General features: G+C 39.2%; 26 protein-coding genes. 22 read left to right on the top strand and 4 right to left on the bottom strand.

The genetic code is table 11. From position 1 onward, the window contains the following. The first annotated feature begins 115 nt into the window (after window positions 1–115). Window positions 116–1,390: a phosphoribosylamine--glycine ligase gene (gene purD / locus EQG61_RS02665; RefSeq protein ID WP_129460341.1), complete on the top strand. Its 1,275-nt coding sequence runs from the start codon at window positions 116–118 to the stop codon at window positions 1,388–1,390. Here purD and EQG61_RS02670 read toward each other — a convergent pair. Beyond that, on the bottom strand, window positions 1,382–1,621 hold the full coding sequence (locus EQG61_RS02670) for a DUF6341 family protein (protein WP_129460342.1): 240 nt from the start codon (window positions 1,619–1,621) through the stop codon (window positions 1,382–1,384). The two genes, purD and EQG61_RS02670, sit on opposite strands and share 9 nt — an antisense overlap. Before the next feature lie 48 nt (window positions 1,622–1,669). On the opposite strand from EQG61_RS02670, the gene EQG61_RS02675 reads away from it, so the two are divergent. Further along, a complete protein-coding gene (locus EQG61_RS02675) occupies window positions 1,670–2,599 on the top strand; it encodes a DUF6427 family protein (protein ID WP_129460343.1) in 930 nt (309 codons plus the stop codon). On the opposite strand, the gene upp is transcribed toward EQG61_RS02675, so the two are convergent. After that, window positions 2,594–3,247 (bottom strand): uracil phosphoribosyltransferase, encoded by a 654-nt coding sequence (upp, locus tag EQG61_RS02680; RefSeq protein ID WP_129460344.1) that lies wholly within the window; start codon window positions 3,245–3,247, stop codon window positions 2,594–2,596. The two genes, EQG61_RS02675 and upp, sit on opposite strands and share 6 nt — an antisense overlap. Before the next feature lie 64 nt (window positions 3,248–3,311). Here upp and EQG61_RS02685 point away from each other — a divergent pair, with 64 nt between their 5' ends. Both EQG61_RS02685 and EQG61_RS02690 read left to right on the top strand, forming a co-directional pair. Next, window positions 3,312–3,917 (top strand): DUF4254 domain-containing protein, encoded by a 606-nt coding sequence (locus EQG61_RS02685; protein ID WP_129460345.1) that lies wholly within the window; start codon window positions 3,312–3,314, stop codon window positions 3,915–3,917. Then, window positions 3,918–4,970, top strand: a complete 1,053-nt coding sequence (locus EQG61_RS02690; RefSeq protein ID WP_235829013.1) for a glycosyltransferase family 9 protein — start codon at window positions 3,918–3,920, stop codon at window positions 4,968–4,970. It begins immediately after the preceding gene. A gap of 21 nt (window positions 4,971–4,991) precedes the next feature. On the opposite strand, the gene EQG61_RS02695 is transcribed toward EQG61_RS02690, so the two are convergent. Then, on the bottom strand, window positions 4,992–6,038 hold the full coding sequence (locus EQG61_RS02695) for a ferredoxin--NADP reductase (protein WP_129460346.1): 1,047 nt from the start codon (window positions 6,036–6,038) through the stop codon (window positions 4,992–4,994). Between the two features lie 265 nt (window positions 6,039–6,303). On the opposite strand from EQG61_RS02695, the gene EQG61_RS02700 reads away from it, so the two are divergent. The 18 genes from EQG61_RS02700 to EQG61_RS02785 all read left to right on the top strand — a co-directional run bounded on the left by EQG61_RS02700 (window position 6,304) and on the right by EQG61_RS02785 (window position 24,142). After that, window positions 6,304–7,773, top strand: coding sequence for a DUF5687 family protein (locus EQG61_RS02700; protein ID WP_129460347.1), 1,470 nt, complete (start codon window positions 6,304–6,306; stop codon window positions 7,771–7,773). A gap of 19 nt (window positions 7,774–7,792) precedes the next feature. Further along, window positions 7,793–8,491 (top strand): ABC transporter ATP-binding protein, encoded by a 699-nt coding sequence (locus EQG61_RS02705; protein WP_129460348.1) that lies wholly within the window; start codon window positions 7,793–7,795, stop codon window positions 8,489–8,491. 166 nt (window positions 8,492–8,657) lie between these two features. Further along, window positions 8,658–11,534 (top strand): type IX secretion system periplasmic lipoprotein PorW/SprE, encoded by a 2,877-nt coding sequence (gene porW / locus EQG61_RS02710; protein ID WP_129460349.1) that lies wholly within the window; start codon window positions 8,658–8,660, stop codon window positions 11,532–11,534. Between the two features lie 5 nt (window positions 11,535–11,539). Next, entirely contained in the window at window positions 11,540–11,941 is a 402-nt protein-coding gene (locus EQG61_RS02715; protein WP_129460350.1) for a bactofilin family protein, read from the top strand. Continuing rightward, window positions 11,913–12,140 (top strand): AtpZ/AtpI family protein, encoded by a 228-nt coding sequence (locus EQG61_RS02720; RefSeq protein ID WP_129460351.1) that lies wholly within the window; start codon window positions 11,913–11,915, stop codon window positions 12,138–12,140. The genes EQG61_RS02715 and EQG61_RS02720 overlap by 29 nt, the downstream gene beginning before the upstream one ends. Continuing rightward, a complete protein-coding gene (locus EQG61_RS02725; RefSeq protein WP_129460352.1) occupies window positions 12,121–12,525 on the top strand; it encodes a hypothetical protein in 405 nt (134 codons plus the stop codon). Before EQG61_RS02720 ends, EQG61_RS02725 begins: the two co-directional genes overlap by 20 nt. Before the next feature lie 105 nt (window positions 12,526–12,630). Beyond that, window positions 12,631–13,794, top strand: coding sequence for a F0F1 ATP synthase subunit A (gene atpB, locus EQG61_RS02730; protein ID WP_129460353.1), 1,164 nt, complete (start codon window positions 12,631–12,633; stop codon window positions 13,792–13,794). Window positions 13,795–13,827: 33 nt separating this feature from the next. Continuing rightward, window positions 13,828–14,019, top strand: a complete 192-nt coding sequence (gene atpE, locus EQG61_RS02735; RefSeq protein ID WP_164974874.1) for an ATP synthase F0 subunit C — start codon at window positions 13,828–13,830, stop codon at window positions 14,017–14,019. Between the two features lie 83 nt (window positions 14,020–14,102). Continuing rightward, window positions 14,103–14,603, top strand: coding sequence for a F0F1 ATP synthase subunit B (locus EQG61_RS02740; protein WP_129460354.1), 501 nt, complete (start codon window positions 14,103–14,105; stop codon window positions 14,601–14,603). 6 nt (window positions 14,604–14,609) lie between these two features. Continuing rightward, the gene (gene atpH / locus EQG61_RS02745; protein WP_129460355.1) at window positions 14,610–15,137 is read left to right on the top strand and encodes an ATP synthase F1 subunit delta; all 528 of its coding nucleotides are present in this window, start codon (window positions 14,610–14,612) and stop codon (window positions 15,135–15,137) included. A 23-nt stretch (window positions 15,138–15,160) separates the two neighbouring features. Continuing rightward, entirely contained in the window at window positions 15,161–16,735 is a 1,575-nt protein-coding gene (gene atpA / locus EQG61_RS02750) for a F0F1 ATP synthase subunit alpha (RefSeq protein WP_129460356.1), read from the top strand. A 73-nt stretch (window positions 16,736–16,808) separates the two neighbouring features. After that, window positions 16,809–17,666: an ATP synthase F1 subunit gamma gene (gene atpG, locus EQG61_RS02755; protein WP_129460357.1), complete on the top strand. Its 858-nt coding sequence runs from the start codon at window positions 16,809–16,811 to the stop codon at window positions 17,664–17,666. A 92-nt stretch (window positions 17,667–17,758) separates the two neighbouring features. Continuing rightward, window positions 17,759–19,219 carry a lipopolysaccharide biosynthesis protein gene (locus EQG61_RS02760; RefSeq protein ID WP_129460358.1) on the top strand — a complete coding sequence of 487 codons (1,461 nt, stop codon included), beginning with the start codon at window positions 17,759–17,761 and terminating at the stop codon, window positions 19,217–19,219. Between the two features lie 5 nt (window positions 19,220–19,224). Further along, a complete protein-coding gene (gene dut / locus EQG61_RS02765; RefSeq protein WP_129460359.1) occupies window positions 19,225–19,659 on the top strand; it encodes a dUTP diphosphatase in 435 nt (144 codons plus the stop codon). 66 nt (window positions 19,660–19,725) lie between these two features. Next, window positions 19,726–20,739 (top strand): sugar nucleotidyltransferase, encoded by a 1,014-nt coding sequence (locus EQG61_RS02770; RefSeq protein WP_129460360.1) that lies wholly within the window; start codon window positions 19,726–19,728, stop codon window positions 20,737–20,739. Between the two features lie 9 nt (window positions 20,740–20,748). After that, the gene (locus tag EQG61_RS02775; RefSeq protein WP_317127769.1) at window positions 20,749–22,089 is read left to right on the top strand and encodes a tetratricopeptide repeat protein; all 1,341 of its coding nucleotides are present in this window, start codon (window positions 20,749–20,751) and stop codon (window positions 22,087–22,089) included. Continuing rightward, window positions 22,089–22,889, top strand: coding sequence for a DUF4292 domain-containing protein (locus EQG61_RS02780; RefSeq protein ID WP_129460362.1), 801 nt, complete (start codon window positions 22,089–22,091; stop codon window positions 22,887–22,889). Before EQG61_RS02775 ends, EQG61_RS02780 begins: the two co-directional genes overlap by 1 nt. Window positions 22,890–22,891: 2 nt before the next feature. Further along, on the top strand, window positions 22,892–24,142 hold the full coding sequence (locus EQG61_RS02785; protein WP_129460363.1) for a murein hydrolase activator EnvC family protein: 1,251 nt from the start codon (window positions 22,892–22,894) through the stop codon (window positions 24,140–24,142). A 171-nt stretch (window positions 24,143–24,313) separates the two neighbouring features. On the opposite strand, the gene EQG61_RS02790 is transcribed toward EQG61_RS02785, so the two are convergent. After that, window positions 24,314–26,473, bottom strand: a complete 2,160-nt coding sequence (locus EQG61_RS02790; protein WP_129460364.1) for a DUF3857 domain-containing protein — start codon at window positions 26,471–26,473, stop codon at window positions 24,314–24,316. Between the last annotated feature and the right edge of the window lies 1 nt (window position 26,474).

Here is a 26,474-nt window from a genome sequence, read left to right on the forward strand (position 1 = left end):
GGATTCTATTAGAATGATTTAATATCAAATTTAGGGGAATTAATTTGAAACTAAAATTAATGGGACTTATTTTTTTAATTTTAAACAAGTATTTTTGCAGCCAAAACAACACAACATGACTATTTTACTTCTTGGATCGGGCGGGAGAGAACATGCTCTGGCTTGGAAAATGCTTCAAAGCACCTATTGTTCACAATTATTTGTTGCCCCAGGTAACGCGGGAACAGCTACTATTGCCACAAATGTTGATTTAAATCCGAATGATTTTCCCGCAGTGAAACAATTTTGCCTCGATCATCAAGTGGCTATGGTTGTGGTGGGACCCGAAGACCCTTTGGTGAATGGCATCTATGATTTTTTTAAAAACGATCCAACTTTAGCTGCAATTCCTGTGATTGGTCCGTCAAAAGAAGGCGCGCAATTGGAAGGAAGTAAAGAATACGCTAAACAGTTTTTGGTTCGCCACAACATTCCCACCGCACGTTATGAAAGTTTTACACCCGAAACAGTCGATCAAGGTTGTGCTTTTTTGGAAACTTTAACGGCTCCGTATGTGCTGAAAGCAGATGGTCTAGCCGCAGGTAAGGGTGTTTTGATACTCTCCGATTTAGAAGAAGCCAAAACGGAATTGCGCAATATGTTGGTGCATGCCAAATTTGGAACCGCTAGTGCGAAAGTAGTCATCGAAGAATTTTTGAGCGGCATCGAATTGAGTTGTTTTGTCTTGACCGATGGGAAAAGTTATAAAATACTCCCCACAGCCAAAGATTACAAACGTATTGGGGAAGGTGATACCGGTCTAAATACCGGTGGAATGGGTGCCGTATCTCCCGTACCTTTTGCTAATGCGGAATTCATGGAAAAAGTGGAGACACGTATTGTAAAACCTACGATTGCAGGATTACAACAAGAGAATATTGAATACAAAGGTTTCGTGTTTATCGGTTTGATCAAAGTCGGAAACGATCCTTATGTGATTGAATACAATGTGCGCATGGGCGATCCCGAAACCGAAGTGGTTATGCCTCGTTTACAATCGGATTTGGTGGACATCTTTACTGCCATCGCGCATCAAAAATTGGATGAAATCGAATTAGCGATAGATCCACGAAGTGCTACTACTATCATGGTTGTTTCTGGTGGGTATCCGGAAGATTATGAAAAAGGGAAAGTCATTACAGGACTGGAAATTGTAACCGACTCTATTGTATTTCATGCCGGCACAACAATTCAAGAAAGTCAAGTGGTGTCAAATGGAGGTCGCGTTTTAGCGGTAACTTCTTATGGAGAGACGTACCAAGAAGCCATAAAAAAATCTTACCAAAATATAGCGAAACTACATTTTGATAAGATGTATTTTAGAAAAGATATCGGTTTCGACTTATTTTAAGAACGAGTGAGCCGTAGTATCTTGGTTTTCTTCGTTATTCTTTTGGTGAATCTGTAATTGTTTACACCAGTAAACAACATAGTATCCACAAATGATAATGGCTACCCAACTAATGATGTTAGCGCCCCACCATCCCCAGTAACCTTTCAATTCTAACGCACGAAAAGCGTCTAGAGGTTTGAAAAGAAAGTCTACGAAAAGTGATTGTATTGCTTCGAAAAATGCTTTCATTTTTAAACAAGTGTTATATTTACACGCACAAAAGTATAAAATATCCTCATGTTTACAAGTATTTTTAAAAAATCTACACCGATAAATTACAGTCTCATCGTCTTGAGTACGTTGGTGTTTTATTTTTTATACCATTTTCGTGTGGGATTATCTATTCCTGGGTGGATGGGAATGGCTGAAAAAGTAGGCGATTTGGTCTTGATTTTTGCTTCTTTGTTTTTAACCAATTTCATTGTAAAAAAGAACACATTAACGAAAGACAGTTCATTTACCATCTACTTCTACCTCGTTTTTTTGTTGTTTTTTCCGAAAATTTGGGGTGATATACGGTTGTTATTTGCCAATTTCTTTATTCTCTTAACCTTACGCAGACTCGTTTCCTTGCAAACCTTAAAGTCGCCCAAAGAGAAAATATTTGATGCCTGTTTATGGGTATTTGTCGCGAGTTTGTTTCAATTCTGGGCAGTTCTGTTTGTACTCTTAGTATACATTTCTATTGTTTTCCATGTATCCCGTGATTTTCGCAATTGGTTGATTCCCTTTGTGGCTTTTTTTATTGTGGGAATGATTTTTTCAGCTTATTCCCTAGCCATTGCGCCAGGGTCGCTAACCCATTATTTGCAACAAGAAACGATCAACTATCAATTGGACTATTTTCAAAATCAAAATGAAAATATTGCTTTTTCTATGTTTGTGGTTGCGGTGCTTTTTTTCTTTATTCCCTATATCGTAACCATAACAAACAAACCCTTGAACTTGCAGGCTTCTCATAAAAAGATTGCCTTTGCCCTAGTTTTTGGCGGAATATTATTTGCTATTTCGACTCCCAAAAGCAATGAATTATTAGTGTTCATGATTTTTCCAATGGCTGTAATGGCTTCAAATATGGTGGAGTATATGCAGAGTAATTTGCAACGTGAACTCGTTTTGATTCTTACACTTGCTTGCGGTTTGTTCGCTTTTTTTAGTCAGTTATAATTTACTGCCGTACGCCAAGTCACCCGCGTCACCCAATCCCGGAACGATGTAGTTTTTCTCGTTGAGTCGATCATCTAAAGCGGCCACCCATAAATGACAGTTTTTAGGTAAATTTTCTTCCAAATAGGCAATTCCTTCTGGGGCAGCAATCACAACAGCAATATGAATTTCTTTGGGTTTTTGTTCCAAATGCAATTTGTTTAGTACTGCAACAATCGATTGCCCTGTGGCTAACATTGGGTCAATCAAAATTAAATTTTTACCATCAAAAGAAGGCGCTGCTTGGTATTCCACCAAAATTTCAAACGCATCATCGTTATTGTAATGATGACGATAAGCCGAAACAAAACCATTTTCTGCAGCATCAAAAAAGTTCATAAATCCTTGATGTAACGCCAAACCAGCACGAAGAATGGAACACAGCACGACATTGTCTGCAACAGTAGTCGTATGCTTAATTCCTAGTGGCGTTTGTACGTCAATGGCTTTGTATTCTAATGTTTTACTCAGCTCATATGCCATGATTTCTCCAATGCGTTCAATGTTTTTTCGAAAGCGCATACTGTCATTTTGAATTGACACATCGCGAATTTGCGCCAAAAAATGATTCAAAATACTGTTCTGTTCGGAGATATAGTGGATGTGCATAGGAAGGTGAATTTGTGTGTCAAAGTAACGGTATAAAAACTATCTTTGCAAAAAAACCAACGATATGTTTGCAGCATTTGCATTTCCCATTTTTGAACAATGTATCCGTGATTATCACGTAATTGATGATGTATATCAACCCACATTGAATCCTTACGAAAAAGGTTCGATCGAATATTTATTGTATGCGAAAAACTGGGTGGATACCGTGCAATGGCATTATGAAGATATTATTCGTGATCCCCAAATTGATCCGGTTGCCGCCTTGGATTTAAAGCGTAAAATTGACGCTTCCAATCAGGTGCGAACCGATATGGTGGAATATATTGACAGTTATTTTCTTCAAAAATACAAAGATGTAACAGTAAAATCCGACGCGAAGATTAATACCGAAAGTCCGGCTTGGGCGATTGACCGTTTGTCAATTTTGGCATTGAAAATTTACCACATGAACGAAGAAGCAACAAGAACGGATGCTTCTGACGATCACCGTGCCAAATGTCAAGAGAAGTTAAATGTGTTGTTGGATCAAAAAAACGACATGTATACGTCCATCAATGAATTGTTGACCGATATTGAAAACGGGGACAAATACATGAAAGTGTACAAACAAATGAAAATGTACAACGACGAGGATTTGAATCCGGTGTTGTACCAGTCCAAAAAATAATTGGCACAAAAGACCAAACATATTGCGGTATTTCGTCTTTCTGCGATGGGCGATGTAGCCATGACCGTTCCGGTAATATTGGCACTCATCAAACAACATCCCGAAGTTAAAATTACCGTAGTTTCGCGTTCTTTTTTTAAACCGATATTCGAACAAATTCCCGAACTTAACTTTCTGTCGGTGCATACGCATCACCGACACAAAGGATTTTTGGGAATTTTTCGTTTGTACCGTGATTTAAAAGCCTTGGGCGTTGATGAAATCGCCGATTTGCACAATGTTTTGCGTTCAAAAATGATTCGATTTTTATTTCGAATGCAAGGCAAAAAAACGGCGTTTACCGATAAAGGACGAGAAGAGAAAAAACAATTGACCCGATTGCAAATCAAGACGATTGCACCGTTGAAAACGATGACGCAACGTCACGTAGATACCTTTAAGCAATTGGGATATACGATCCATTTTGATTCGAGTTGGCATTTGCCAAAACAAACTTTATCTCGTGCGGTGAGCGAATTTACCGGCGCTAAAACCAGACCGTGGATAGGCATTGCCCCTTTCGCACAACATGCGGCTAAAACCTATCCCATCGATTTAATGCAACAAGTCATTGAAGGCTTGGTCCATCAAAATGTTCAGGTTTTTTTATTGGGCGGAGGTCGTCACGAAGCGGAAATATTGGAAAAAATGGCGCAAATGGGTTCCAACATCAAGAACATGGCGAATAAAGTGTCGTTTGAACACGAACTGGAATTGATCTCTAATCTTGATTTGATGGTATCTATGGATAGCGGTAATGCGCATCTAGCCGCTTTGTATGGCGTGGATACCATTACTTTATGGGGCGCCACACACCCATTTGCAGGTTTTGCACCCTATGGCCAACCTGAAGAAAATTGCTTGGTGGCTGATCGCGAGCAATTCCCGTTTTTACCTACTTCGATTTACGGAAATCGCGTAGTTCCGGGTTATGAAGATGCCATGCGTACCATCACGCCAGCACAAATCCTCCAAAAAATAAATTCCAACCTCAATAAAGCGATTGGAATTTAAAAAAGTATTGTTTTTTATTTTTTAGATGTCGTCAAAATCCACTACAATTTCTGGTGTAGTAGGATGCGCTTGACATGTTAAGATTAATCCTTCTGCCACTTCACCATCCGTTAGAATCGCATTTTTCTTCATCGTTGCGGCTCCTTTTTTCACACGAGCCAAACAACTACTGCAAATGCCACCTTGGCAAGAATACGGCGCATCAATACCGTGTTTTAATGCCGCTTCCAAAATGGTTTGTTTCTGACTCATTTCAAAAGTTGCTTCTTCATCATCAACGGTCAATGTAATTTGAGTATGGCCTTCACCGGTTGGAGCAGCTCCACCTTCTGAAGAAGTGGTGAACAATTCAAACTTGATGCTTTTCTCTGGCACATTGTGCTCTTTCAAGGTAGCAGAAACGGTGTTGATCATTTCCTCTGGGCCGCACAAATAGAATTTAGCAAACTCTTTTTCTTTGTGTTTGTTGTTTAAAACAAAGTTGACTACCGATTTGTCAATGCGTCCAAACAACTCACTTTCGTTGGTTTGGCTGTATACATAATGTACAAAGAAACGTCCGACATATTGGTTGAGCAATTGTTGCAATTCGTCATGAAAAATGGTTTCGGCGGCTGACTTATTTCCGTAAACCAACACAAAGCTGCTTTGCGGTTCACTTTCTAAAACCGATTTTAAAATGGAAAGCGCAGGCGTGATTCCGCTGCCGGCTACAAACGCTGCATAGTTACGTTGACGGTCGCTTTGGGGTTCGAACGTAAATTTTCCTTCGGGGGTTCCTACTTCCAAAACATCGCCAACTTTTAAATTTTTGTTGGCAAATTGCGAGAACAAACCGTATTTCACGGCTTTTACCGCAATGCGCAATTCCCCACTTTTAGGCGCGGCGCAAATGGAATAGGCTCGACGGATATCTTGACCGTCTAAGGTTAATTTTAAATTCACATATTGACCCGCTACAAATTGGTAAGCAGATTGTAATTCAGAGGGAACTTGAAATGCAATAGAAACGGCTTGTGCGGTTTCGCGTTTGATTTCTTTGATGACAAGTTTATAAAAAGTGGACATTTTATTATTTTTTGGCAAAGGTACGAAGAGAAACTGGGAAGACAAATGGATAACAATCAAAAGTAATGCGACGTCTTTCAATCCCGTTACCCCGCGGTAGGGATTGCAGTGGAAAGCCCGCAAGCGAGGAACGAGTGCGGACTTGAAACGGAAAGCCCGACGGCAGCTTGGTGCAAGATAGAAGCAGAAAATTTGATCTGCCGGACCGCCCAAGTTGTAACAAAACAAGAAACTTGTAAACTAATTCTGAAAAACCTAACAAACCATGATTCGTCGTTTTCTCTCTTTGGAATGGAAATCGTTTAGCCGTTCGGCCTCGTTCCAAACCAATTTAGCCTTAAAGATTTTGATGGGAATTGGAGCCCTTTACTTTATTGGGTGCTTTCTCATTATGGGTTTGGCGGTGTATCCTATTTTGAAAGAACAAGGATATAATCCGGTGCAAACTATCAATCGTGCCCTAATTTATTATTTGGTATTGGATTTATTCATCCGTTATTTTCTGCAGAAAATGCCGGTGATGAATATTCGACCGATGATGATTTTGCCGATGAAGAAAAGTACGGTTGTTCACTTTTTATTGGGGAAAACTTTCTTTTCGTTTTTTAATGTTTTGCATGCCTTTTTCTTTTTGCCGTTTACGATTATGATGTTGTACAAAGGCGAAGCACCGTTGTCGGCATTGAGTTGGTGGCTGGCGATGTGGGCGTTGATTTACGTCAATAACTTTGTAAATGTATTGATTAATAATAAAGATGCGGTTTTTTATCCTGTTGCGGCCTTGGTTTTAGGGTCGGCCGTAGCGCAATATTACGGGTATTTTGATTTGACCCAATGGACGGCACCGTTCTTTCAAGCCTTGTTTGATCAACCGTATTTGGTGGTGATTCCTTTGGCGGTTTTGGCGCTGTTGTATTGGGCAACGTTCCGCTTTTTCTATCATGAAATGCATTTGGATGAAAAATTGGCTTCGAAATCGGAAATTGCCAAAACCGAAGATTTCTCATGGCTCAACCAATTTGGTACGTTAGGTACGTTTTTGAAAAACGACCTGCGCCTGTTGAAACGCAACAAACGTTCGCGCACAACAATCATAATGAGCGTGTTGTTTATTGCGTATGGGTTATTGTTTTACACGAATTCAATTGAAGCCTACAAAGCGCCCGCGTTTCAAATGTTTGCCGCTATCTTCTGTACGGGCGGATTCTTGTTCACCTTTGGGCAGTTTGTGCCAAGTTGGGACAGCGCTTACTATCCGTTGATGATGAGTCAGAACATCCAATACCGTGATTATTTGATGTCGAAATGGTGGTTGATGGTGATTGCTACGTTTGTTTCTACGATTGTCGCTTCCTTCTATTTGTATTTTGGATGGGATGTATATAAAATGATTTTGGTAGGTGCTGTATTCAATATGGGCTTCAACGCGCATTTGGTTTTATTGGGCGGGGCATTTGTCAAAACGCCGATTGATCTAACAACGAGCAAGCAAGCTTTTGGCAACAAACAAGCGTTCAATGCCAAAACCATGCTGATTTCGCTGCCCAAAATGTTGTTACCAATGGTGTTGTATTCGATTGGGTATTACACGCATTCTTCCGATTTGGGCGTACTTTTAGTCTTGGCAGCCGGAATTTTAGGCTTCGCCTTCCGTGACAAAGTATTTACTAGAATTGAACGCATTTATAAAACAGAAAAGTACGCAACGATTGCGGCTTATAAACAAAAAGCATAACGATTAAACTTCTTACCTCATGATACAAGTTCAACAATTGACCAAGATGTACGCAAATGGCGTAAAAGTATTAGACATTACGAATTTAGATATCCCAAAAGGCCAAAGTTTTGGTTTGGTGGGAAATAACGGAGCGGGAAAAACCACGTTCTTCAGTTTGTTACTCGATTTGATTCAGCCAAGTTCGGGTTATGTGAAAAACAATGGTATTCAAGTGAATACCAGCGAGGCTTGGAAACCGACGACGGCTGCTTTCTTAGATGAAAGTTTTTTAATTGGGTATTTAACCGCGGAAGAATATTTTTATTTCATTGGCGAATTGCGTGGTCAAAATAAAGCGGATGTGGATGCTTTATTGGCGAAGCATGAAGATTTTTTCAATGGTGAAATTTTAAATAAGAAGAAATATTTGCGCGATTTATCGAAAGGAAACCAAAAGAAAGTCGGCATCATTGCCACGTTAATTGGCAATCCGGAAGTAATCATTTTGGACGAACCTTTTGCCAATTTGGACCCCACAACGGTGAATCGTTTGAAAAAAATTATTAAAGAATTGGCGGAAGATCCTAATGTAACTGTGTTGGTGTCGAGTCACGACTTGGTCCATACCGTTGAGGTTTGTAACCGCATTGTGGCGTTGCATTTGGGTGAAGTAGTGAAAGACATCCAAACATCTCCAGAAACCTTAAAAGAATTGGAAGAATTTTTTGCCGTATAAATAATCAAAAAGCGAATGGATAACTACCCTGAAAGTGAAGGCTTTTGGGGTAGTTTCGTTTTAAAAAACCGCGTATTTTTTTTCACTTTACAAAAAGAAGCGTATTTTTACCCGTTATATATACTAAAAGCGCCATTCTGCAGTTAGTTACAAAAACGTTTTTGCATTGAAAACCACAACCAAAACCTATATATTTTTCCTTGGAATAGCTGCTTTTTTGGTCGCTTGTTCGACTAAGAAGGATACCTTTATTCACCGTCAAAACCACCGATTAAGTACGAAATACAATATTTTGTACAATGGAGGAAATTCTTTGAACCAAGGTGTAGTGGACTTGCGTTCGCAATACAAGGATAATTTCTGGGAAATTTTGCCGGTAGAACGCATGCAAGTTACGGAAGATAAAATGCTTCCGGGCGAAACGAAGAACCCTAATTTTGAGCGTGCGGAAACCAAAGCGACCAAAGCGATTCAGAAACACTCCATGAACATTGACGGCTCTGAACGCAATCCGCAAATGGATGAAGCGCATTTAATGTTGGGTCAGGCGCGGTATTACGAACAGCGGTTTGTTCCGGCTTTGGAGGCATTCAATTATGTGTTATACAAATACCCACAAAGTGATAAAATCAATTTGGTAAAAATTTGGCGGGAAAAGACCAACATGCGTTTGGAAAACGACGAAATGGCGGTCAATAACTTGCGCAAACTTTTGAAAGAAATCAAGTTCAAAGACCAAGTTTTTGCGGATGCCAATGCCACTTTAGCCCAAGCGTTTATCAATTTAAAAGAGACGGATAGTGCCATTGCTAAATTGCGTATCGCGATTGATTTCACGGAACTTAATGAAGAAAAAGCCCGCTACCGTTTTATTACGGGACAGTTGTATGAAGAGCGCGGTCAATTGGATAGCGCCAATGTGATGTACCAACAAGTAATCGATATGAATCGCAAAGCGGCGCGTCAATATGTAATTCAAGCTCATGCGCGTCAAGCCAAACAATTCAATCCCAAAAAAGGAGATACGATTGCGTTTTTGGAGAAATTCAATGATTTATTGAAAGACAGAGAAAATCGTCCGTATTTGGATGTGTTAAACCATCAAATGGGATTGTTTTACGATAAAGTAAATAAACCCGAGCAGGCTAAAAAGTTTTATAATAAATCCTTGAAATCCAAACCCCAAGATCAATATTTGATTGCATCCAATTACCGCAATTTGGGGGAGATTTATTTTAATGATGCCAAATATGTGACGGCAGGAAAGTATTACGACAGCACGTTGACCGTCCTGAATCCGCGTACACGGGAGTTCCGTTTAATAACGAAAAAGAAAGACAATTTAAAAGATGTCATCAAGTTTGAAGGGATAGCCCAACGCAACGACAGTATTTTAAAATTGGCGGCCATGTCACCCGAAGCCCGTGAAGCTTTTTTCCAAAAACACATTGACAATTTGAAAAAGCAGGAAGCGGAGATGAAGGCGATGATGGAGAAATTGGCGAAAGAAAAAGCCGCCATTGCTGCGAATGAAGAACAAGGAAAAGACATGAAACAGGGAACTGCAGAAGGCAAGAAAACAGTCATTGCTCCTGTAAGTTCGAGCTTGGAATCGAGTTCTTTTTACTTCTATAACGCAACAACCGTTGAAATGGGTAAATTAGAATTTACCAAAAAATGGGGGAAACGAGCCTATGGTGAAAATTGGCGTTGGTCCAAAGGGAATACCACAAAAGGCGCCAATGCTTCGGATGACCCAGAAAATGATACTGCTGATAACCCCGAAAAAGACGATACAAAAACGGTTAATCCACAACATACCACGGCTTTTTATATCAAACAATTGCCAACAGATGCCAAAGTCTTGGACAGCTTAGCCAAAGAACGCAATTTTGCCTATTACCAGTTGGGGGTGATTTACAAAGAGAAATTTAAAGAATACAAACGCGCTTCGGACAAGTTGGAACAACTCCTCAAAAACAATCCGGAGGAGCGCTTGGTACTGCCAAGTTTGTACAACTTATACAAGATTTACGAAATCATTGAACCGTCCAAAGCAGCGGCCATGAAGTCCCGTATTATTTCAGAGTATCCCGATTCTCGATACGCTCAAATTTTGTTAGGAAAAACAGCCGATGACGCGATTGCTTCTTCTCCTGAAGCCACGTATGATGCGTTTTACAAAGAATTTGAAGCAGGGAAATACCGCGAATTATTGCCCAAAACCAATCAAGCTATTGAGCAGTTTACGGGAGAGGAAATGTTACCCAAATTTGAATTGCTAAAAGCACAATTACAAGGGAAATTAATTGGTTTGGCCGAATATAAAAAGGCATTGAATTATGTGGCACTGACCTATCCGAATTCAGAAGAAGGGAAAGCAACGGAGCAATTTATTCAAAAGAAATTACCTTATTTAGAGTCGTTGTCGTTCAATTCAGAGCCCACAACTTCTTGGAAAATCGTTTATCCTATTGCATTTCCTGAAACCGAAGCGGCCAAAAAATTGATGGCAAAATTGGAGAAGTTTGTAAAAGAACGCACCATTGAGAAGATGACACTTTCCAACGATATTTACACGATGAATCGCAATTTTATCGTTATACACGGCATCAAGAATTTGGACAATGCCAAAGGAATTGGTCAAGTTTTAAAAGACTTTAAAGAATACAAAATCTCAGAACCGTACTACATCTTATCCAGTGAAAACTATAAAGTGGTTCAAGTGATGAAAAATTTTGAAGACTACGTAAGTGGCGATTGGTTGAATAAGCCCATCGTTCCTGTACAGCGTAATCTAGAGATTGAAAAAGAAGCCCCAAAAGTTGTTGAACAAGGAAAAAACAAAGGGACAGTAACCAAAGACGAATTGTTTGCGGAAGATCCAGCAGCCCCAACAATTCAAGGTGCTTCAACGAATGCTGTTGATCCAAAAGGCTCAAAATCGGGTGGAAACCCAACTCCAAGTAATTCGCCCAAAAGCAATGACAATTCACCGATGAATTCGTTGCCACCGGCCCCAGGTTATTCCCCTAAAAAGTAAGGCTTATGTTTGAGAAAAAAACCAAATCGTATACGGATCTTTTAGGAAAGACCAACCGAATTGTTGAAGGAACTACCATACACGGAAACATCGTTTCTCCTGCCGATTTTCGCTTAGACGGACATTTGGTGGGTAATTTTGAAACCAAAGGAAAATTAGTGATCGGACCTGCAGGCAGTGTTACGGGTGATATCATTTGTAAAAACTGTGATATTGAAGGGAAATACGAAGGTAAAATTCAAGTTACCGAATTATTGAATTTAAAAGCCAAAGCAGTGATTAAAGGCGAAGTGATGTGTGGAAAATTAGCGGTGGAACCGGGCGCTGAATTTACAGCAACTTGTGTGATGAAGCCCAATGTAAAAAACCTTCAACCCAATGACGCCGTCACCGAAAAAACAGCCTAACCGCTGGCTGGCACTCATCAATATTCCCATCCAAATGGGAATTATTATTTTCCTATTTTCTTTATTGGGACAATGGTTGGACGGTAAATATCCCAATTCCAACAATTGGTATACCAAAGGAATTACCGTTTTGGGCGTATTCGTTGCGATGTACAACGTGCTGCGCCAAGTGAAAGAAATTGACAAAAATGAATCCTGAACTTCGCAAAACCTTAACGTACGTTTTATGCTTATCTATTTTAGGATATGGTATAAACAAAGCCCTTTTTGTACTTCCTTTTGCTTTCCCAAAAATAGAGTTACAGATTCCTATTGAACTCTTATTTATCATTTTTAGTTTTTTGTCTATAATTATACTTTCTGTTGTGGTCATCATGAAGAAAAAAAGCTTTGATAATGTCGGCATGACGTTCTTAATTTTGACTTCAACCAAAATGGGGATTGCTTTTTTTGTAAAAAAGCTGTTTTTAAGTGACGAAAACAACGCCTTTGAGAAAATCAATTTTTACGGAATTTTTGTCTTTTTTCTTGTTATTGAGACTATTTTGACCATCCAATTGTTGAATAAAAAGCTTGAAAAGTGATTTTTTAACGAAAAATTCAAAAAACAATCGTAATCCTATTGTTTTTTTTCTAAAAGATGTACCTTTGCACCAAATTTTGGAAACCTTAAAATTACGTAATCAAAAATGGTGATTTCTAGAAAACCAAGCCACTTAATTGTAGCTGCTTTATTGGCTTTGATGCCATTACTTTCTATAGCAAACGAAAATCATGGTGAAGCCACTTCAACACATGCTACAGAAGCTGTTGCTCCTGCTGGTGAAGAAGGTCATGGCGAAGGCCATGAAACGGGAGATATTCGCAGTGAAATCAAAAGCCACATCAATCATCACGTTTTAGATTCGCACGATTTCACTTTATTTGCTGATGATAAAGAAGGGAAGCATTTTGGTTTTCCATTACCTGTGATTTTATGGGATGGAGAATTGCATATGTTTTCATCTGCTGAATTTCATCATGCTGAAAACGGAGTGGTTGAATCAAATGGTAAATATTACGTTTTAAGCCATCATGATGGAAAAATTTATCGTACAGATGCATCGGGTACACTTACTGAAGATGAAAAATCTGGACACCCAACGAATGTACACCCAATAGATTTATCGATTACAAAAAGTGTATTGTTCATTATTATCACTGCCATTTTAATGTTTTTCCTTTTCACTCGTTTAGCAAAATCATATGCAAAGAATGGTGGAATTCCAAAAGGAATGGTACGCATTTTTGAACCTTTAGTGGTTTTTATTCGCGATGAAATTGCTATCCCAAATATTGGAGAGAAGAATTATAAGAAATACATGAGTTACTTGTTGACTATCTTTTTCTTTATTTTATTCTTGAATTTATTTGGATTAACTCCGCTAGGGGTAAATGTAACAGGTAATTTGACTATTACATTTTCATTAGCGATTTTGACGTTTTTAATTACAAACCTTACTGCAAATAAAAACTACTGGGGACATATTTTTTGGATGCCAGGTGTACCTTATTTAATGCGTATTGTTTTGGCTCCAATTGAATTGTTAGGGGTTTTCATTAAACCTTTCTCATTAATGATTCGTTTGTATGCTAACATATTTGCGGGTCACATTGTAATCATGAGCATTATTGGTTTAATGTTTATTTTCAAAAGCTGGATTGGAAGTCCATTATCATTTGGATTGGCTTTTGTTTTATCCATTTTAGAAATATTAGTTGCCTTTTTACAGGCGTATATTTTCACGATGTTAACCGCACTTTATTTTGGTTCTGCGAATGAGGAGCACCACCATGAAGAGGCACATCACTAAAAAAGTATTTGTTTAATTTAATATACAAACATTATGACTATTCCAAACATTGTAGGTGCAGGTTTGATCGTAATCGGTGCTGGTTTAGGTATCGGTAAAATCGGTGGTTCTGCTATGGAAGCTATTGCGCGTCAGCCAGAAGCTTCAGGTAAAATCCAAACAGCGATGTTGATCGCTGCGGCACTTATTGAAGGTATTGGTTTCGCTGCTTTATTTGCTGCTTAATCAAAAAACAACAACAACAGTTGTAACGGTTGGTTATGACTGTTGTTTCCTTATGTTTAACAGAAATTATTTAGATATATCTCATGGATAAATTAATTAATCAGTTTGAATTCGGTTTATTTTTCTGGCAGGTTCTCATTTTTGTAGGATTGATTCTGTTATTGAAAAAATTCGCTTGGAAACCTATCTTGGATGCCGTTAATGAGCGCGAAGAAGGAATCAAAAATGCTTTGCAATCGGCAGAACAAGCTCGTAAAGACATGGAAAACCTAATGTCTAATAACGAGAAATTGGCAGCAGAAGCACGTGCAGAGCGCGATGCTATGATGAAAGAAGCACGTGAAATCAAAGAAAAAATGATTAACGATGCTAAAGCTGAAGCGCAAATTCAAGGTGAAAAAATGATCGAGCAAGCGAAAGCTGCAATCGAAAGCGAGAAAAATGCTGCGATGGCCGATTTGAAAAACCAAGTTTCTGCTCTTTCTTTAGAAATTGCCGAAAAATTGTTAAAAGATGAATTATCTAACAAAGAAGCTCAAGCGAAATTGGTTGAGAAAATGTTAGGTGACGCTAAATTAAACTAATCGAATATGTCAAGAGCAGCGATTCGTTACGCCAAAGCGATTTTAGACATTGCTTCAGCTTCTGGAAAATCGGAAGCAGTTAATCACGACATGAAGTCGGTATTGGCTGCCTTAGCAGAAAGCCACGAATTACAGGTGTTTTTAACCAGCCCTGTAGTGCGTTTAGAAGCGAAGAAAAATGCTTTAAACGAAATTTTTGCAAGCGCACAAGCGGAAACCAAAAGTTTGTTTCAATTGTTGTTTGCGAATAAACGATATGAAATCTTAGGTGATATTGCTAAACAATACGGCCGTCTTTATGATGAAAGTATTGGGGTAGAAATTGCCAAAGTAACAACTGCGATTCCAATGACTCCAGAATTAGAGTCAAAAATTATGACCAAAATCGCTGAGTTGTCAACTAAAAAAATTACTGTGGAGAACATTGTCGATCCGTCAATTATTGGTGGATTTGTACTTCGCATTGGAGATATGCAATACAACGCCTCTGTTTCCAGCAGATTGAATGAATTGAAGAGAGAGTTTAGTAACTAATACATCATTAAAGATATATTACAATGGCAGAAATTAAAGCTGCTGAAATTTCAGCAATCCTTAAAAAACAACTAACCGGTTTTGAATCGGGTGCTTCTCTTGAAGAAGTAGGAACCGTACTAGAAGTGGGTGATGGTATCGCTCGTGTATACGGTTTGTCAAATGCACAATACGGTGAGTTAGTGCAATTTGATAACGGTCTTGAAGCGATCGTATTGAACCTTGAGGAAGATAACGTTGGGGTGGTACTTTTAGGTCCGTCAACGGGTATCAAAGAAGGTTCTACCGTAAAAAGAACACAACGTATTGCTTCTTTGAAAGTAGGAGAAGGAATCGTAGGTCGTGTAGTAGATACTTTAGGTAACCCAATCGATGGTAAAGGTCCAATCTCAGGTGAGTTGTATGAAATGCCATTAGAAAGAAAGGCGCCTGGAGTAATCTTCCGTCAGCCTGTAAATGAGCCGTTACAGACAGGTATCAAAGCGGTAGACGCGATGATTCCAGTAGGTAGAGGACAACGTGAGTTGGTTATCGGTGACCGTCAAACAGGTAAAACTACCGTTTGTATCGATACCATCTTAAATCAAAAAGAATTTTATGACGCAGGTCAACCTGTATATTGTATCTACGTGGCAGTAGGTCAAAAAGCGTCAACGGTAGCAGGTATTGCTAAAACCTTAGAAGAAAAAGGTGCTTTGGCGTATACTACAATCGTAGCCGCTAATGCTTCTGACCCTGCTCCAATGCAAGTATATGCTCCTATGGCAGGTGCTGCTATCGGTGAGTACTTCCGTGATACAGGTCGTCCCGCTTTAATCGTATATGATGATTTGTCTAAACAAGCGGTAGCTTACCGTGAGGTGTCTTTGTTGTTAAGAAGACCACCAGGGCGTGAAGCTTATCCTGGAGACGTTTTCTACTTACACTCTCGTTTGTTAGAAAGAGCAGCTAAGGTGATCGCGGATGACGATATCGCTAAAAACATGAACGATTTACCAGAATCGTTGAAATCAATCGTTAAAGGGGGCGGTTCATTAACAGCTTTACCAATTATCGAAACTCAAGCTGGTGACGTTTCTGCGTATATCCCAACCAACGTAATTTCGATTACAGACGGACAGATTTTCTTGGAATCTGACTTGTTCAACTCTGGGGTTCGTCCAGCGATTAACGTAGGTATCTCCGTATCTCGTGTAGGAGGTAACGCGCAAATCAAATCGATGAAAAAAGTATCAGGTACCTTAAAACTTGACCAAGCGCAATACCGCGAATTAGAAGCGTTTGCTAAGTTTGGTTCTGATTTGGATGCTGCGACTTTGAACGTAATCGAAAAAGGTAAACGTAACGTAGAAATCTTGAAACAATCGGTAAATGATCCATTTACAGTTGAAAATCAAGTAGCTATCATCTATGCAGGTTCTAAAAACTTGTTGCGTAACGTTCCCGTAAACAAAGTGAAAGAATTCGAAAGAGACTTCTTAGAATACTTGAACAACAAACACCGTGATACCTTGAATGCTTTAAAAGCCGGTAAATTCGATGATACGATCACCGATGTATTGGAAAAAGCAGCTAAAGAAATCGCAGCAAAATATTAATATAAAGTGAACAGTAACTAGTGATTAGTAATTAGCTAATCACTAGTCACTAATTACTAATTACGATATAAAAATGGCAAACTTAAAGGAAATTCGTAGCAGGATTAGTTCGGTACAATCGACGATGCAAATTACATCGGCGATGAAAATGGTATCTGCCGCTAAATTGAAAAAAGCGCAAGATGCAATTACGGCCATGCGTCCTTATGCCGAAAAATTAACGGAATTACTTCAAAACTTGAGTTCGACCATCGAAGGTGACTTGGGTGGAAGCTTTACTGAACAACGCGAAGTGAAGAAAGTGCTTATCGTAGCCATTACTTCAAACCGTGGTTTGTGTGGAGCCTTCAATGCGAATGTGGTCAAACAAGTTCGCGCACTTGAAGAAGCGTACAAAGGCAAAGAAGTAACGATTTATACCATTGGTAAAAAATCGGGCGATGCTTTCCGTAAAACCAATACCATTGCCGGCGAAAACACAGCAATCTTTGATAACTTATCGTTTGACAATGCTGCGGAAATCGCACAAGAATTAATGCACAAGTTTGAGGCAGGTGAGTTTGATAAAATTGAATTAGTATACAACCAATTCAAAAACGCTGCGACTCAAATTATCAAAACAGAACAATTCCTTCCGTTGGTTTCAGGTGAATCGGTACAATCTGCCAGTGCGGATTACATCTTCGAACCAACAAAAGAGGAAATTGTATTGACATTAATTCCAAAATCATTAAAAACGCAATTGTACAAAGCCATTCGTGATTCCTTTGCTGCTGAGCACGGTGCACGTATGACAGCAATGCACAAAGCAACCGATAATGCAACTGAGTTACGTAACCAGTTGAAATTAACGTACAATAAAGCCCGTCAGGCTGCCATTACCAACGAAATCCTTGAGATTGTTGGTGGAGCCGAAGCATTGAAAGGCTAATTATAATTCCAAAATAAAAAAAGAGTCGGCACCAGTCGACTCTTTTTTTTTGCATGTTATTTATCGTTATTTTTGTTGAAAATTCAGAACCTTTGAGTCTTTACAAGAATCTCTTCAAACAAACCCTGATATACGGAATGGCAACCGTTTTGCCTCGTATCATTAGCTTCTTACTCAATCCACTTTATATCTACTATTTGAAAGATAAAAGTCAGATGGGTATTGTATCGGTTATCTTTTCGTATCTCGTTTTTTTTAATGTCTTTCTTTCCTATGGAATGGAAACGGCTTTTTTCCGGTTTTTCAATAAAGAAGAAGACAAAAGCAAGGTGATTTCAACAAGTACTATTTCTTTGTTTTGGTCCACACTTGGGTTTTTAGTTCTCGCTTTATTATTTCGAAATACGTTGGCTCACAAAAGTGGCTTTGCAGTAGAATTCATCACTTATGCAATTTGGATTACGGCTTTTGATGCTTTAGCTATTATTCCCTTTTCAAAGCTTCGGGCCGAAAGAAAACCGATGAAATATGCGGCCATTAAGATTGGAAACGTAAGCCTGCAAATTGTCTTAAGTATATTTTTTCTGGCTTTTCTCCCCAATTTAGCCAAAAATAATCCCGATGGATTTTTAAATACGATCTATTTCCCTGACTTTCAGATTGGCTATATTTTTATTGCCAATTTAGCGGCAAGTTTGGCTACGTTTTTAGTTTTACTACCCAATTACACTTCCATTTCTTGGAAATTTGATTACGCCCTTTGGAAACAAATGATGCGTTACGGCTACCCGGTTTTATTGGCCGGAATTGCATTTGCCATCAACGAACATTTTGATAAAATCTTGTTGGATTGGTTTCACGTACCCTTAGCGGATATCGGAGCTTATTCGGCTTGTTATAAAATTGGGATGTTCATGGTGCTGTTTCGTACGGCCTATTCCTTGGGGATCGAACCTTTCTTTTTCTCCCATGCGGGAAATGAAAATGCACCCCAAACGTATGCAACTATTACCAAGTATTTTGTGATTTTTGGTTCCTTTATCTCGTTGTTTGTTGTCGCTTTTATCGATTTGCTCAAACAACCTTTAGTGCCCAATGAAGCTTATTGGGTGGCCATTAAAGTCGTTCCCTTAATCGTGTTTGCCAATTTCTTTTTGGGGATTTATACGAATCTCTCCGTTTGGTATAAATTAATTGATAAGACCTTAATTGGCGCCTATATTTCCTTTGTGGGTGCATTCGTAACCTTGGCCCTGAATTATCTCTTAATTCCGAAATACAGCTATTACGGATCGGCCATTGCTACTATTGCGGCCTACGGAAGCATGATGATTATTTCCTATCATTTAGGAAAAAAGAAATATCCTATACCGTATGATTTCAACCGTATTTTCAGTTATCTCGGACTCTCGGTTGGCTTCTCTGTATTGGCTTTTTATGTGGATTATATTCGTGATAATTATCCCATCAAAGTACTTTTATTACTAGTATTTTTATCGTTTATTTATAAAAGTGAAAAAGAGACGCTAATGCGTATTCTTCGCAGAAAATAAAAACTATGAAAATTAAGATTATCAATACGTCTTCGCACGATTTGCCTGCTTATGAAACACTAGCCTCGGCAGGAATGGACTTGCGTGCACAATTGGATGAGCCTGTTACTTTACAACCGTTAGGTCGCGCCATCATCAAAACGGGTTTGTTTATAGAATTACCCGTTGGTTACGAAGCCCAAGTTCGTCCCCGTAGCGGATTGGCCGCCAAAAAAGGAATTACCGTATTGAATTCGCCTGGAACAGTCGATGCCGATTACCGTGGTGAAATTGGGGTCATTTTAGTAAATTTATCCCAAGAACCTTTTGTGGTTGAAAATGGCGAACGAATTGCCCAATTGGTCATTGCTAAACACGAACGTGCCGAGTGGATTGAAGTCACTGAATTGTCAGAAACTTCACGCGGTGCAGGCGGATTTGGCAGTACCGGAGTAAAATAAAAACAGGATTTTGAATAACACATTTTCAACAATTTTTTTTGTTGGAACCCTAAAACCAAAACAACAATGAAGATTATCGTACCTATGGCCGGACGCGGATCACGCCTTCGACCACATACCCTAACGGTACCGAAACCGTTAATCCCAATCGCTGGAAAACCCATCGTGCACCGTTTGGTGGAAGATATCGCGCAAGTCATCAATCAAAAAATTGACGAGATTGCCTTTATCATTCATAAAGATTTTGGCAAAAAAGTAGAAGAAGATTTGATTGCTATCGCAGAAAAACTAGGCGCTCGCGGTACCATTTGTTACCAAAACGAAGCCTTAGGAACGGCCCATGCGATTTTGTGTGCCAAAGAAAGCATGTCGGGACCTATTGTTGTTGCGTATGCCGATACCTTATTCCGTGCCGATTTTTCATTGGACACTTCAGCTGATGCCGTGATTTGGGTAAAACAAGTGGACGATCCAAGTGCTTTTGGTGTGGTACAATTGAACGACCAAAACCAAATTGTGGATTTTGTAGAAAAACCCAAAGAGTTTATCTCGGATTTAGCGATTATCGGAATTTATTATTTCCAATCCGGGGAAACCTTACGCACCGAATTACAATACCTGCTCGATAATAACGTTGTAAAAGGCGGTGAGTACCAGTTGACCGACGCTTTGGAAAACATGAAGCAAAAAGGCATGAAATTTGTGCCCGGTAAAGTGGACGAGTGGATGGATTGTGGAAACAAAAACGTTACTGTTGAAACCAATTCGCGTATGCTGAATTTCTTGCACCAAGACGGTGTGGAAAATTTAGTTGCCGCTAATGTAAAATTGGAAAACAGTACGATCATTCCACCATGTCATATTGCTGAAGATGTCATCTTAGTGAATGCTACTGTGGGTCCAAATGTTTCGTTAGGAAAAGGAACGCATGTGATTGACAGTACCATTAAAAACAGCTTGGTTCAAACCCACGCGCACATAAAAAATGCACAGTTAGATAATGCGATGATAGGAAATCACGCGTCGTTTGATGGCAATTTTACAAGTATTAGTATCGGAGATTATTCCGTTTTAGAATAAAAAATGAAAATGCGATTTCTAATTTATGGTTTCATGGGACTGTTGGTTTCCCCTTCGCTTTGGGCGCAAGAGCCCGAGGATACAGCATTGGCACCCGATGATTTCCAAAACCATTATTATGAATCGCTGAAACAAAAAGGGATTGAGAATTACGACAAAGCCCTTGATGAATTGAATCAATGTGAAAAAATTCAGCCCAACAATGCCGTTGTGTATTTTGAAAAAGGGAAGAATTATTATTTCATGAAACGCTACAATGAGGCGTTTGATCAATTCAAAAAAGTCACCGAAATGGATGACAAAAACCGTTGGGCTTGGGCGGGCATGTATGATGTGTGTTACGACACCAAAGATTACAATCGCGCCATTGCTATCGTTCAGAAATTAATTGAGTTCAAAGCCGATTACAAAGAAGATTTGTGTTCGCTCTACATGTTGACCAAACAATATGACAAAGCATTGGATTTAATTAACGATTTAAATGCTACCGTTGGAAAATCGGATAAACGGGAATTGTATATGGCTCAAATTTTACAAGATGCCAAATACCAAGGTCCGGAGAAGAATGATTTGGTGGATAAAATCAAAAAATTCCCCAAAGATGAATCCAACTACATCGCTTTAATTTACTTGTATTCGCAAAGCAATCAAGAAGAAAAAGCGTTGGAAGTCGCACGCCAATTGGAAAAAGAAATCCCGAATTCGGAGTGGGCACAAGTGAGCTTATTCAAGTACCATTTGAATGGGAATAACGGCGAACAAGCCGTTAAATCCATGAATATCGTTTTGGCTTCGGATAAAATTGATAAAAAAATCAAGCACCGCATGTTAAACGAGTTTTTGATTTTTACCAAAACCAATCCCCAATTTGAAAGCGATTTGGACAAAGCCATTGGTTATTTTGATGAGGATAAAGAAGTCAATGTTGCCAAAGAAATCGGGAAGTTTTACCAAGCCAAAAAAGAGTGGGCAAAAGCCGTAAAATACTATGAAATGCACCAAAAATCGCACAGCGATGACATGGAAGGCATTTTATTGTTGCTCCAAGCCTATACCGAAAGTTTACAATTTGAAAAGTTAGGGCGTTTATCTACCGAGTTGATCGAATTGTTTCCTACCCAACCGCAGTTATATTATTACAACGGTTTGGCCTTGAACCAACTTCGCCAATATAAATTAGCCAAAAATACCCTAGAAGCCGGTTTGGATTTTATTGTGGATGATTTGGTGTTGGAAATCAACTTTAATTTACAATTGGGCGAAGCGTATGCCGGCTTGGGAGATGCCAAAAAGAAGAATGAATATTTTGAAAAAGCCAGTCAGCTTTTAGAAAAAACGAAGAAAAAATAATGCAAGTATTCACACGATATATCTACCGAATTGTTCTCGTGAGCAGCGTGTTGGCTCTACAATCGTGCCGACCTAAAGCTATTGTAGTAGCAGAAACGGCTGCGACCAATAATGAAATTCCGGCCCTTCAAATTATTGATAAATACAATTTGAATGCGCTGAATTTTTCGACCTTAAATATCAAAGCTTCGGCGAAATATGAAGACGAGAATCAGTCGCAACATGTTACCGCTGAAATTCGGATGAAGAAGGATGAAAAAATCATGGTGATTATTCGCGTGTTGGGCATTACCATGGCCAAAGCCTTGATTACGCCCACAGAAGTGAAATACTATGACAAAATTGGAAATAAGTATTTTGAAGGCGATTATTCTGCGTTAAGTCGGTGGTTGGGAACCGATTTGGATTACCAAAAAGTGCAAAGTATTTTTCTAGGAAAAACCATTGATGATTTACAAAAAGGGAAATATGCTGTGACCATCGCTGATAAATGGTACCGCTTGCACGATAAAGAAAATGCGGCCATGGACAAGTCGTTTTACTTTGAAGGCGAAAATTATTTGGTGAAAAAACAAGAAATCAACCAACCAAATTTGCAACGTTCTCTGCAAGTAACCTATCCTGAATACCGTAAAACTGATGAAAAATTTCTTCCTTTGCAATTGCTTTTGGAAGCCCAATTGGAATCGGCAAAAACCTCTATTGATGTAGAATATAAAAACGTCAATTTTAATGAAGATTTGTCGTTTCCCTATTCTGTTCCTGAAGGATTTGAACGCATAGAACTCGAAAAGAATTAAACATGAAGCAAGTACTTTTTACTTTTTTGGCGGTAATGACCACTTCTCTTGGTATGGCCCAATTGACCCAAGAGGAATTGGAACAGCGCAAAGCAAAAATCCAGCAAGAAATTCTGGACAAAGAACGCATGCTTCAAGAAGTTCGATCCAAAGAGAAATCGGTTACTAAATTATTGGATATCCAAAAAGAGAAGATTGGTTTAAAGGAAAAGTTGATCAGTACGACCAATAAGCAAGCGCGTATTATCAATGATAATTTGTATTTAAACCAGTTGGAGATTAACAAGTTGAAAAAAGACTTGGAAATCTTGAAAAAAGACTATGCTGAAATGATCTTGAAGTCGTATAAGAGTCGGTCGCAGCACAGTCGCGCCATGTTTTTATTGTCTTCAGAAAATTTTACACAAGCCTACAAACGTTTGCAGTACATGAAGCAATATTCCAGCTATCGTAAAATGCAAGGGCAAGAAATCAAAGATAAAACGACCAAGTTAGCCAACCATTATACCGAACTGAACAAGCAAAAAGAAGAGAAAGTAAAATTATTGGCAGAACAGCAAAAGCAACGCGAAGATCTTGAGAAAGAACGTCAGGAGCAGGAGAAATTGGCGAACAGTCTTAAAAAAGACAAGAAACAAATTGCGGCTGAGATTAAGAAAAAGCAACAAGAATCCCGTAAAATCGATGCTCAAATTCAGAAATTGATTCGGGAAGCCATTGCGGATGCTAACCGTAAAGCGGCGGCGGCGAAAGCGAAAGCCAATCCGAAGACGACGACCGTGGCTGAAACGAAAAAGATTGAAACGTCGGCTAAAATTGTTTTAACCCCAGAAGGGAAAGTTATTTCGGATAATTTTAAAGCGAATAAAGGGCGTTTGCCTTGGCCGGTAGAACGCGGTGTAATTTCGTTAGGTTTTGGTGACCAACCCCATCCAGTGTATAAATCTTTGATTGTTCACAACAGTGGTGTGGATATTACTACGGATGCCAATGCGAATGTTCGTGTGGTTTTCAAAGGAGAAGTTTCGCAAATTCAGAAGATTGGAAACAAATTTGCCGTACTGGTGAAGCACGGGGATTATTTCACGATTTATCACAACTTGGTTTCGGTTTCGGTTTCTGAAGGAGAAAATATAAGCGCCAAGCAAACCATTGGAAAGGTAAAAACCGATTCGGATGGAAAGGCGGTACTTCGCTTTATGATTTCCCAAAATGCAACCTATGTGAATCCGTCACAGTGGTTGAATCGTTAATACAGATTCTATAACTCGATATAACAACAAAAACGTCGCTACAGCCCCGGTAGTAGTGGAAATCCTGCGGAGCGAAGCGGAGCAGATTGCAACGGATAACGGGACTAGGCGTGAGTGAAAGCACCAAGTGTGTGCTGCCTCATAAAAAAAGCGCCCCGAAGAGCGCTTTACTTAATTCTTTTTCAACAAGACCTTTTCTTGTGTAAACTGATAGGCCGCATCCAGGAACTGAATCATTTTGTTCCAGTTGGCATTGGGCTCGAAGTAGTTTTTGTAGTATTTCAAGGTTTTGATCACCAGTTGATTGCCTTTGACTTCGGCGGTGGATACAAATCCGCCGGTTTCATTTTCCACCTTTTTGTTTAATTTTTCCAAGCCTGAAACGCTGTATCCTTCGGGAATGTTGAAGGTGATTTCGTTTTCAAAGGAGCGTGGGAAACTCATGTAAATGTTGTTTTTACGTTCGATTTCCTTCTTGTCGATTTCAATTTGTGAGGTTAAGAAACGCCCGATTTCCAAAAGGTACTTGTCGCCCGCTTTTTTCACATAATTGTTGGCAATGGTAAAGCCATCATGGATTTCAAGCGCATTGTCTTTACCGTAACGCCCCGTGTTTTTAATTTCGAATGTATAGTCGTCTACTTTGACTTCATACTCACTTTCCACATTGGATTTGTAGGTTTCGTTTTGTTTGTCTTTTAACTTTTTAATCAAGGCATCCAACTCGTTCGTATACTGTTTACGGTCCTTTTCTTTACGCACATAATCCATCAATTTCATGGTGCCGTAGCGGTTGTAATCTTCGTATACAAAATCGTAGAATTGCAACTTATCGTCTTGCTCGGATTCTTTTAAATGGCCGAAGTAAGCGGCATCGCGTTGTACTTTATAGCCGGTGAAATCGACAAGGTCAACTTTTGTTTTGATACGTGAAACGTTGTCTTTGTAGGTGCTGCTGGGTAATGTAACATTGGAAACATCGGTCACGCGTTTGCCTTTGGACACTTCCAAAACATAGGCTTTGGAGTTTTCAATGGAGTAATTTACTTGATCGGTTCCTGAATAGGCGTTGAAATATTCGATGTAAATCGGTTTGGGCGTGTTGACGCGAATTAATTTACGCACATTTTGTTGGATCAATAAATCGTCGATAGAGCCGTTAAATCGTGGCGTAGCGATGATTACATCATAACTGATTTCCTGTTTTTTCAAGAACTGCATAAAGTAATTCACAAACGGCACTTCGTCGCGGAAAAAGATGGGGTTGGTGCCATAATAGGCGAACGGGTACATGATTTTCGCTTCATTCACCACAAAAGCTTCGAAATAACGGGTGAAGAATTCGTGACGACAGAAATAATAAATTTCACGCACTTTCTCTTCTTCAGTAGCAAAACTCTTTTCTTTCAAATAGCGATTGACCACACCTAAGTCGCCATCGGGATAGAATTTTTTATTGTAGTATTCAAAAATATCTTCTTTAGAGATGGTTTTCTTTACCACTTTTTCACTTTCAGGTAAGAAACCATCGGCGAGTTTTTCAAATTTACCTGAACGGGCAAAAATGACTTGAAATTTATAGCAAGGCATTTCAGCCAAGGGATAAAACCAGCGTGGGAATTCATTCTTTTCGATGTTTTCGGCTTTCAATTCAAACAAACGATCACTGCTTTTACCCGTGTCAATTTGGTTCAAAGGTGGCGTACCGTTGTAGGTGTTGAAGTTCAGGAAAAAGTCGTTTTCAGTATGCAAGTTGATTTTTAAATTCATCGTAGGATAAACATCCCCAAGCGGCGTTTCTACGGCTTCAAACGTATAATCGTATACGGATTTAAACGGTTCAACCGAATAGAAATAATAGTCGATGATGTCCCCAATTTCAAGATTTGGGATGGCTAGTTTTTTCTCACCATCCACTTCTTTGGCTTCTTTGTCGGTATCAATGATCACTTCTTTTCCGTCGGGTTTTACGATTTTAACGCCAATAAAATTGGTGCCTCGACGCCAAAATGAGCCCAATGCTTTATTGGAATAGAATTTGTCACGGTACGAAAACTCGGAGAATTCTTTTACCGAAGCTTGGTCCAAAAGCAGAATGCGTTTTCGGATCGAACTGGTGTAGGTAACGTTAATTCCGAATTTATGGTAGTCGTAATTTTCGTGTTTGTAAATAATGACGGCCGATTCGTTTTTCCATTTTTCAGGGACCGTGTTTGCTTTTTTATAGGGATCGCTGGCGCTCCAAATTTCGTCGCGAACTTCAGAAGCCGATTGTCCTAAGACAAAGAATACATTACACAGTAATGCTGCCCATAATAGTTTGATTTTCATG

Source organism: Flavobacterium stagni, assembly GCF_004122105.1.
Lineage (GTDB): Bacteria > Bacteroidota > Bacteroidia > Flavobacteriales > Flavobacteriaceae > Flavobacterium > Flavobacterium stagni.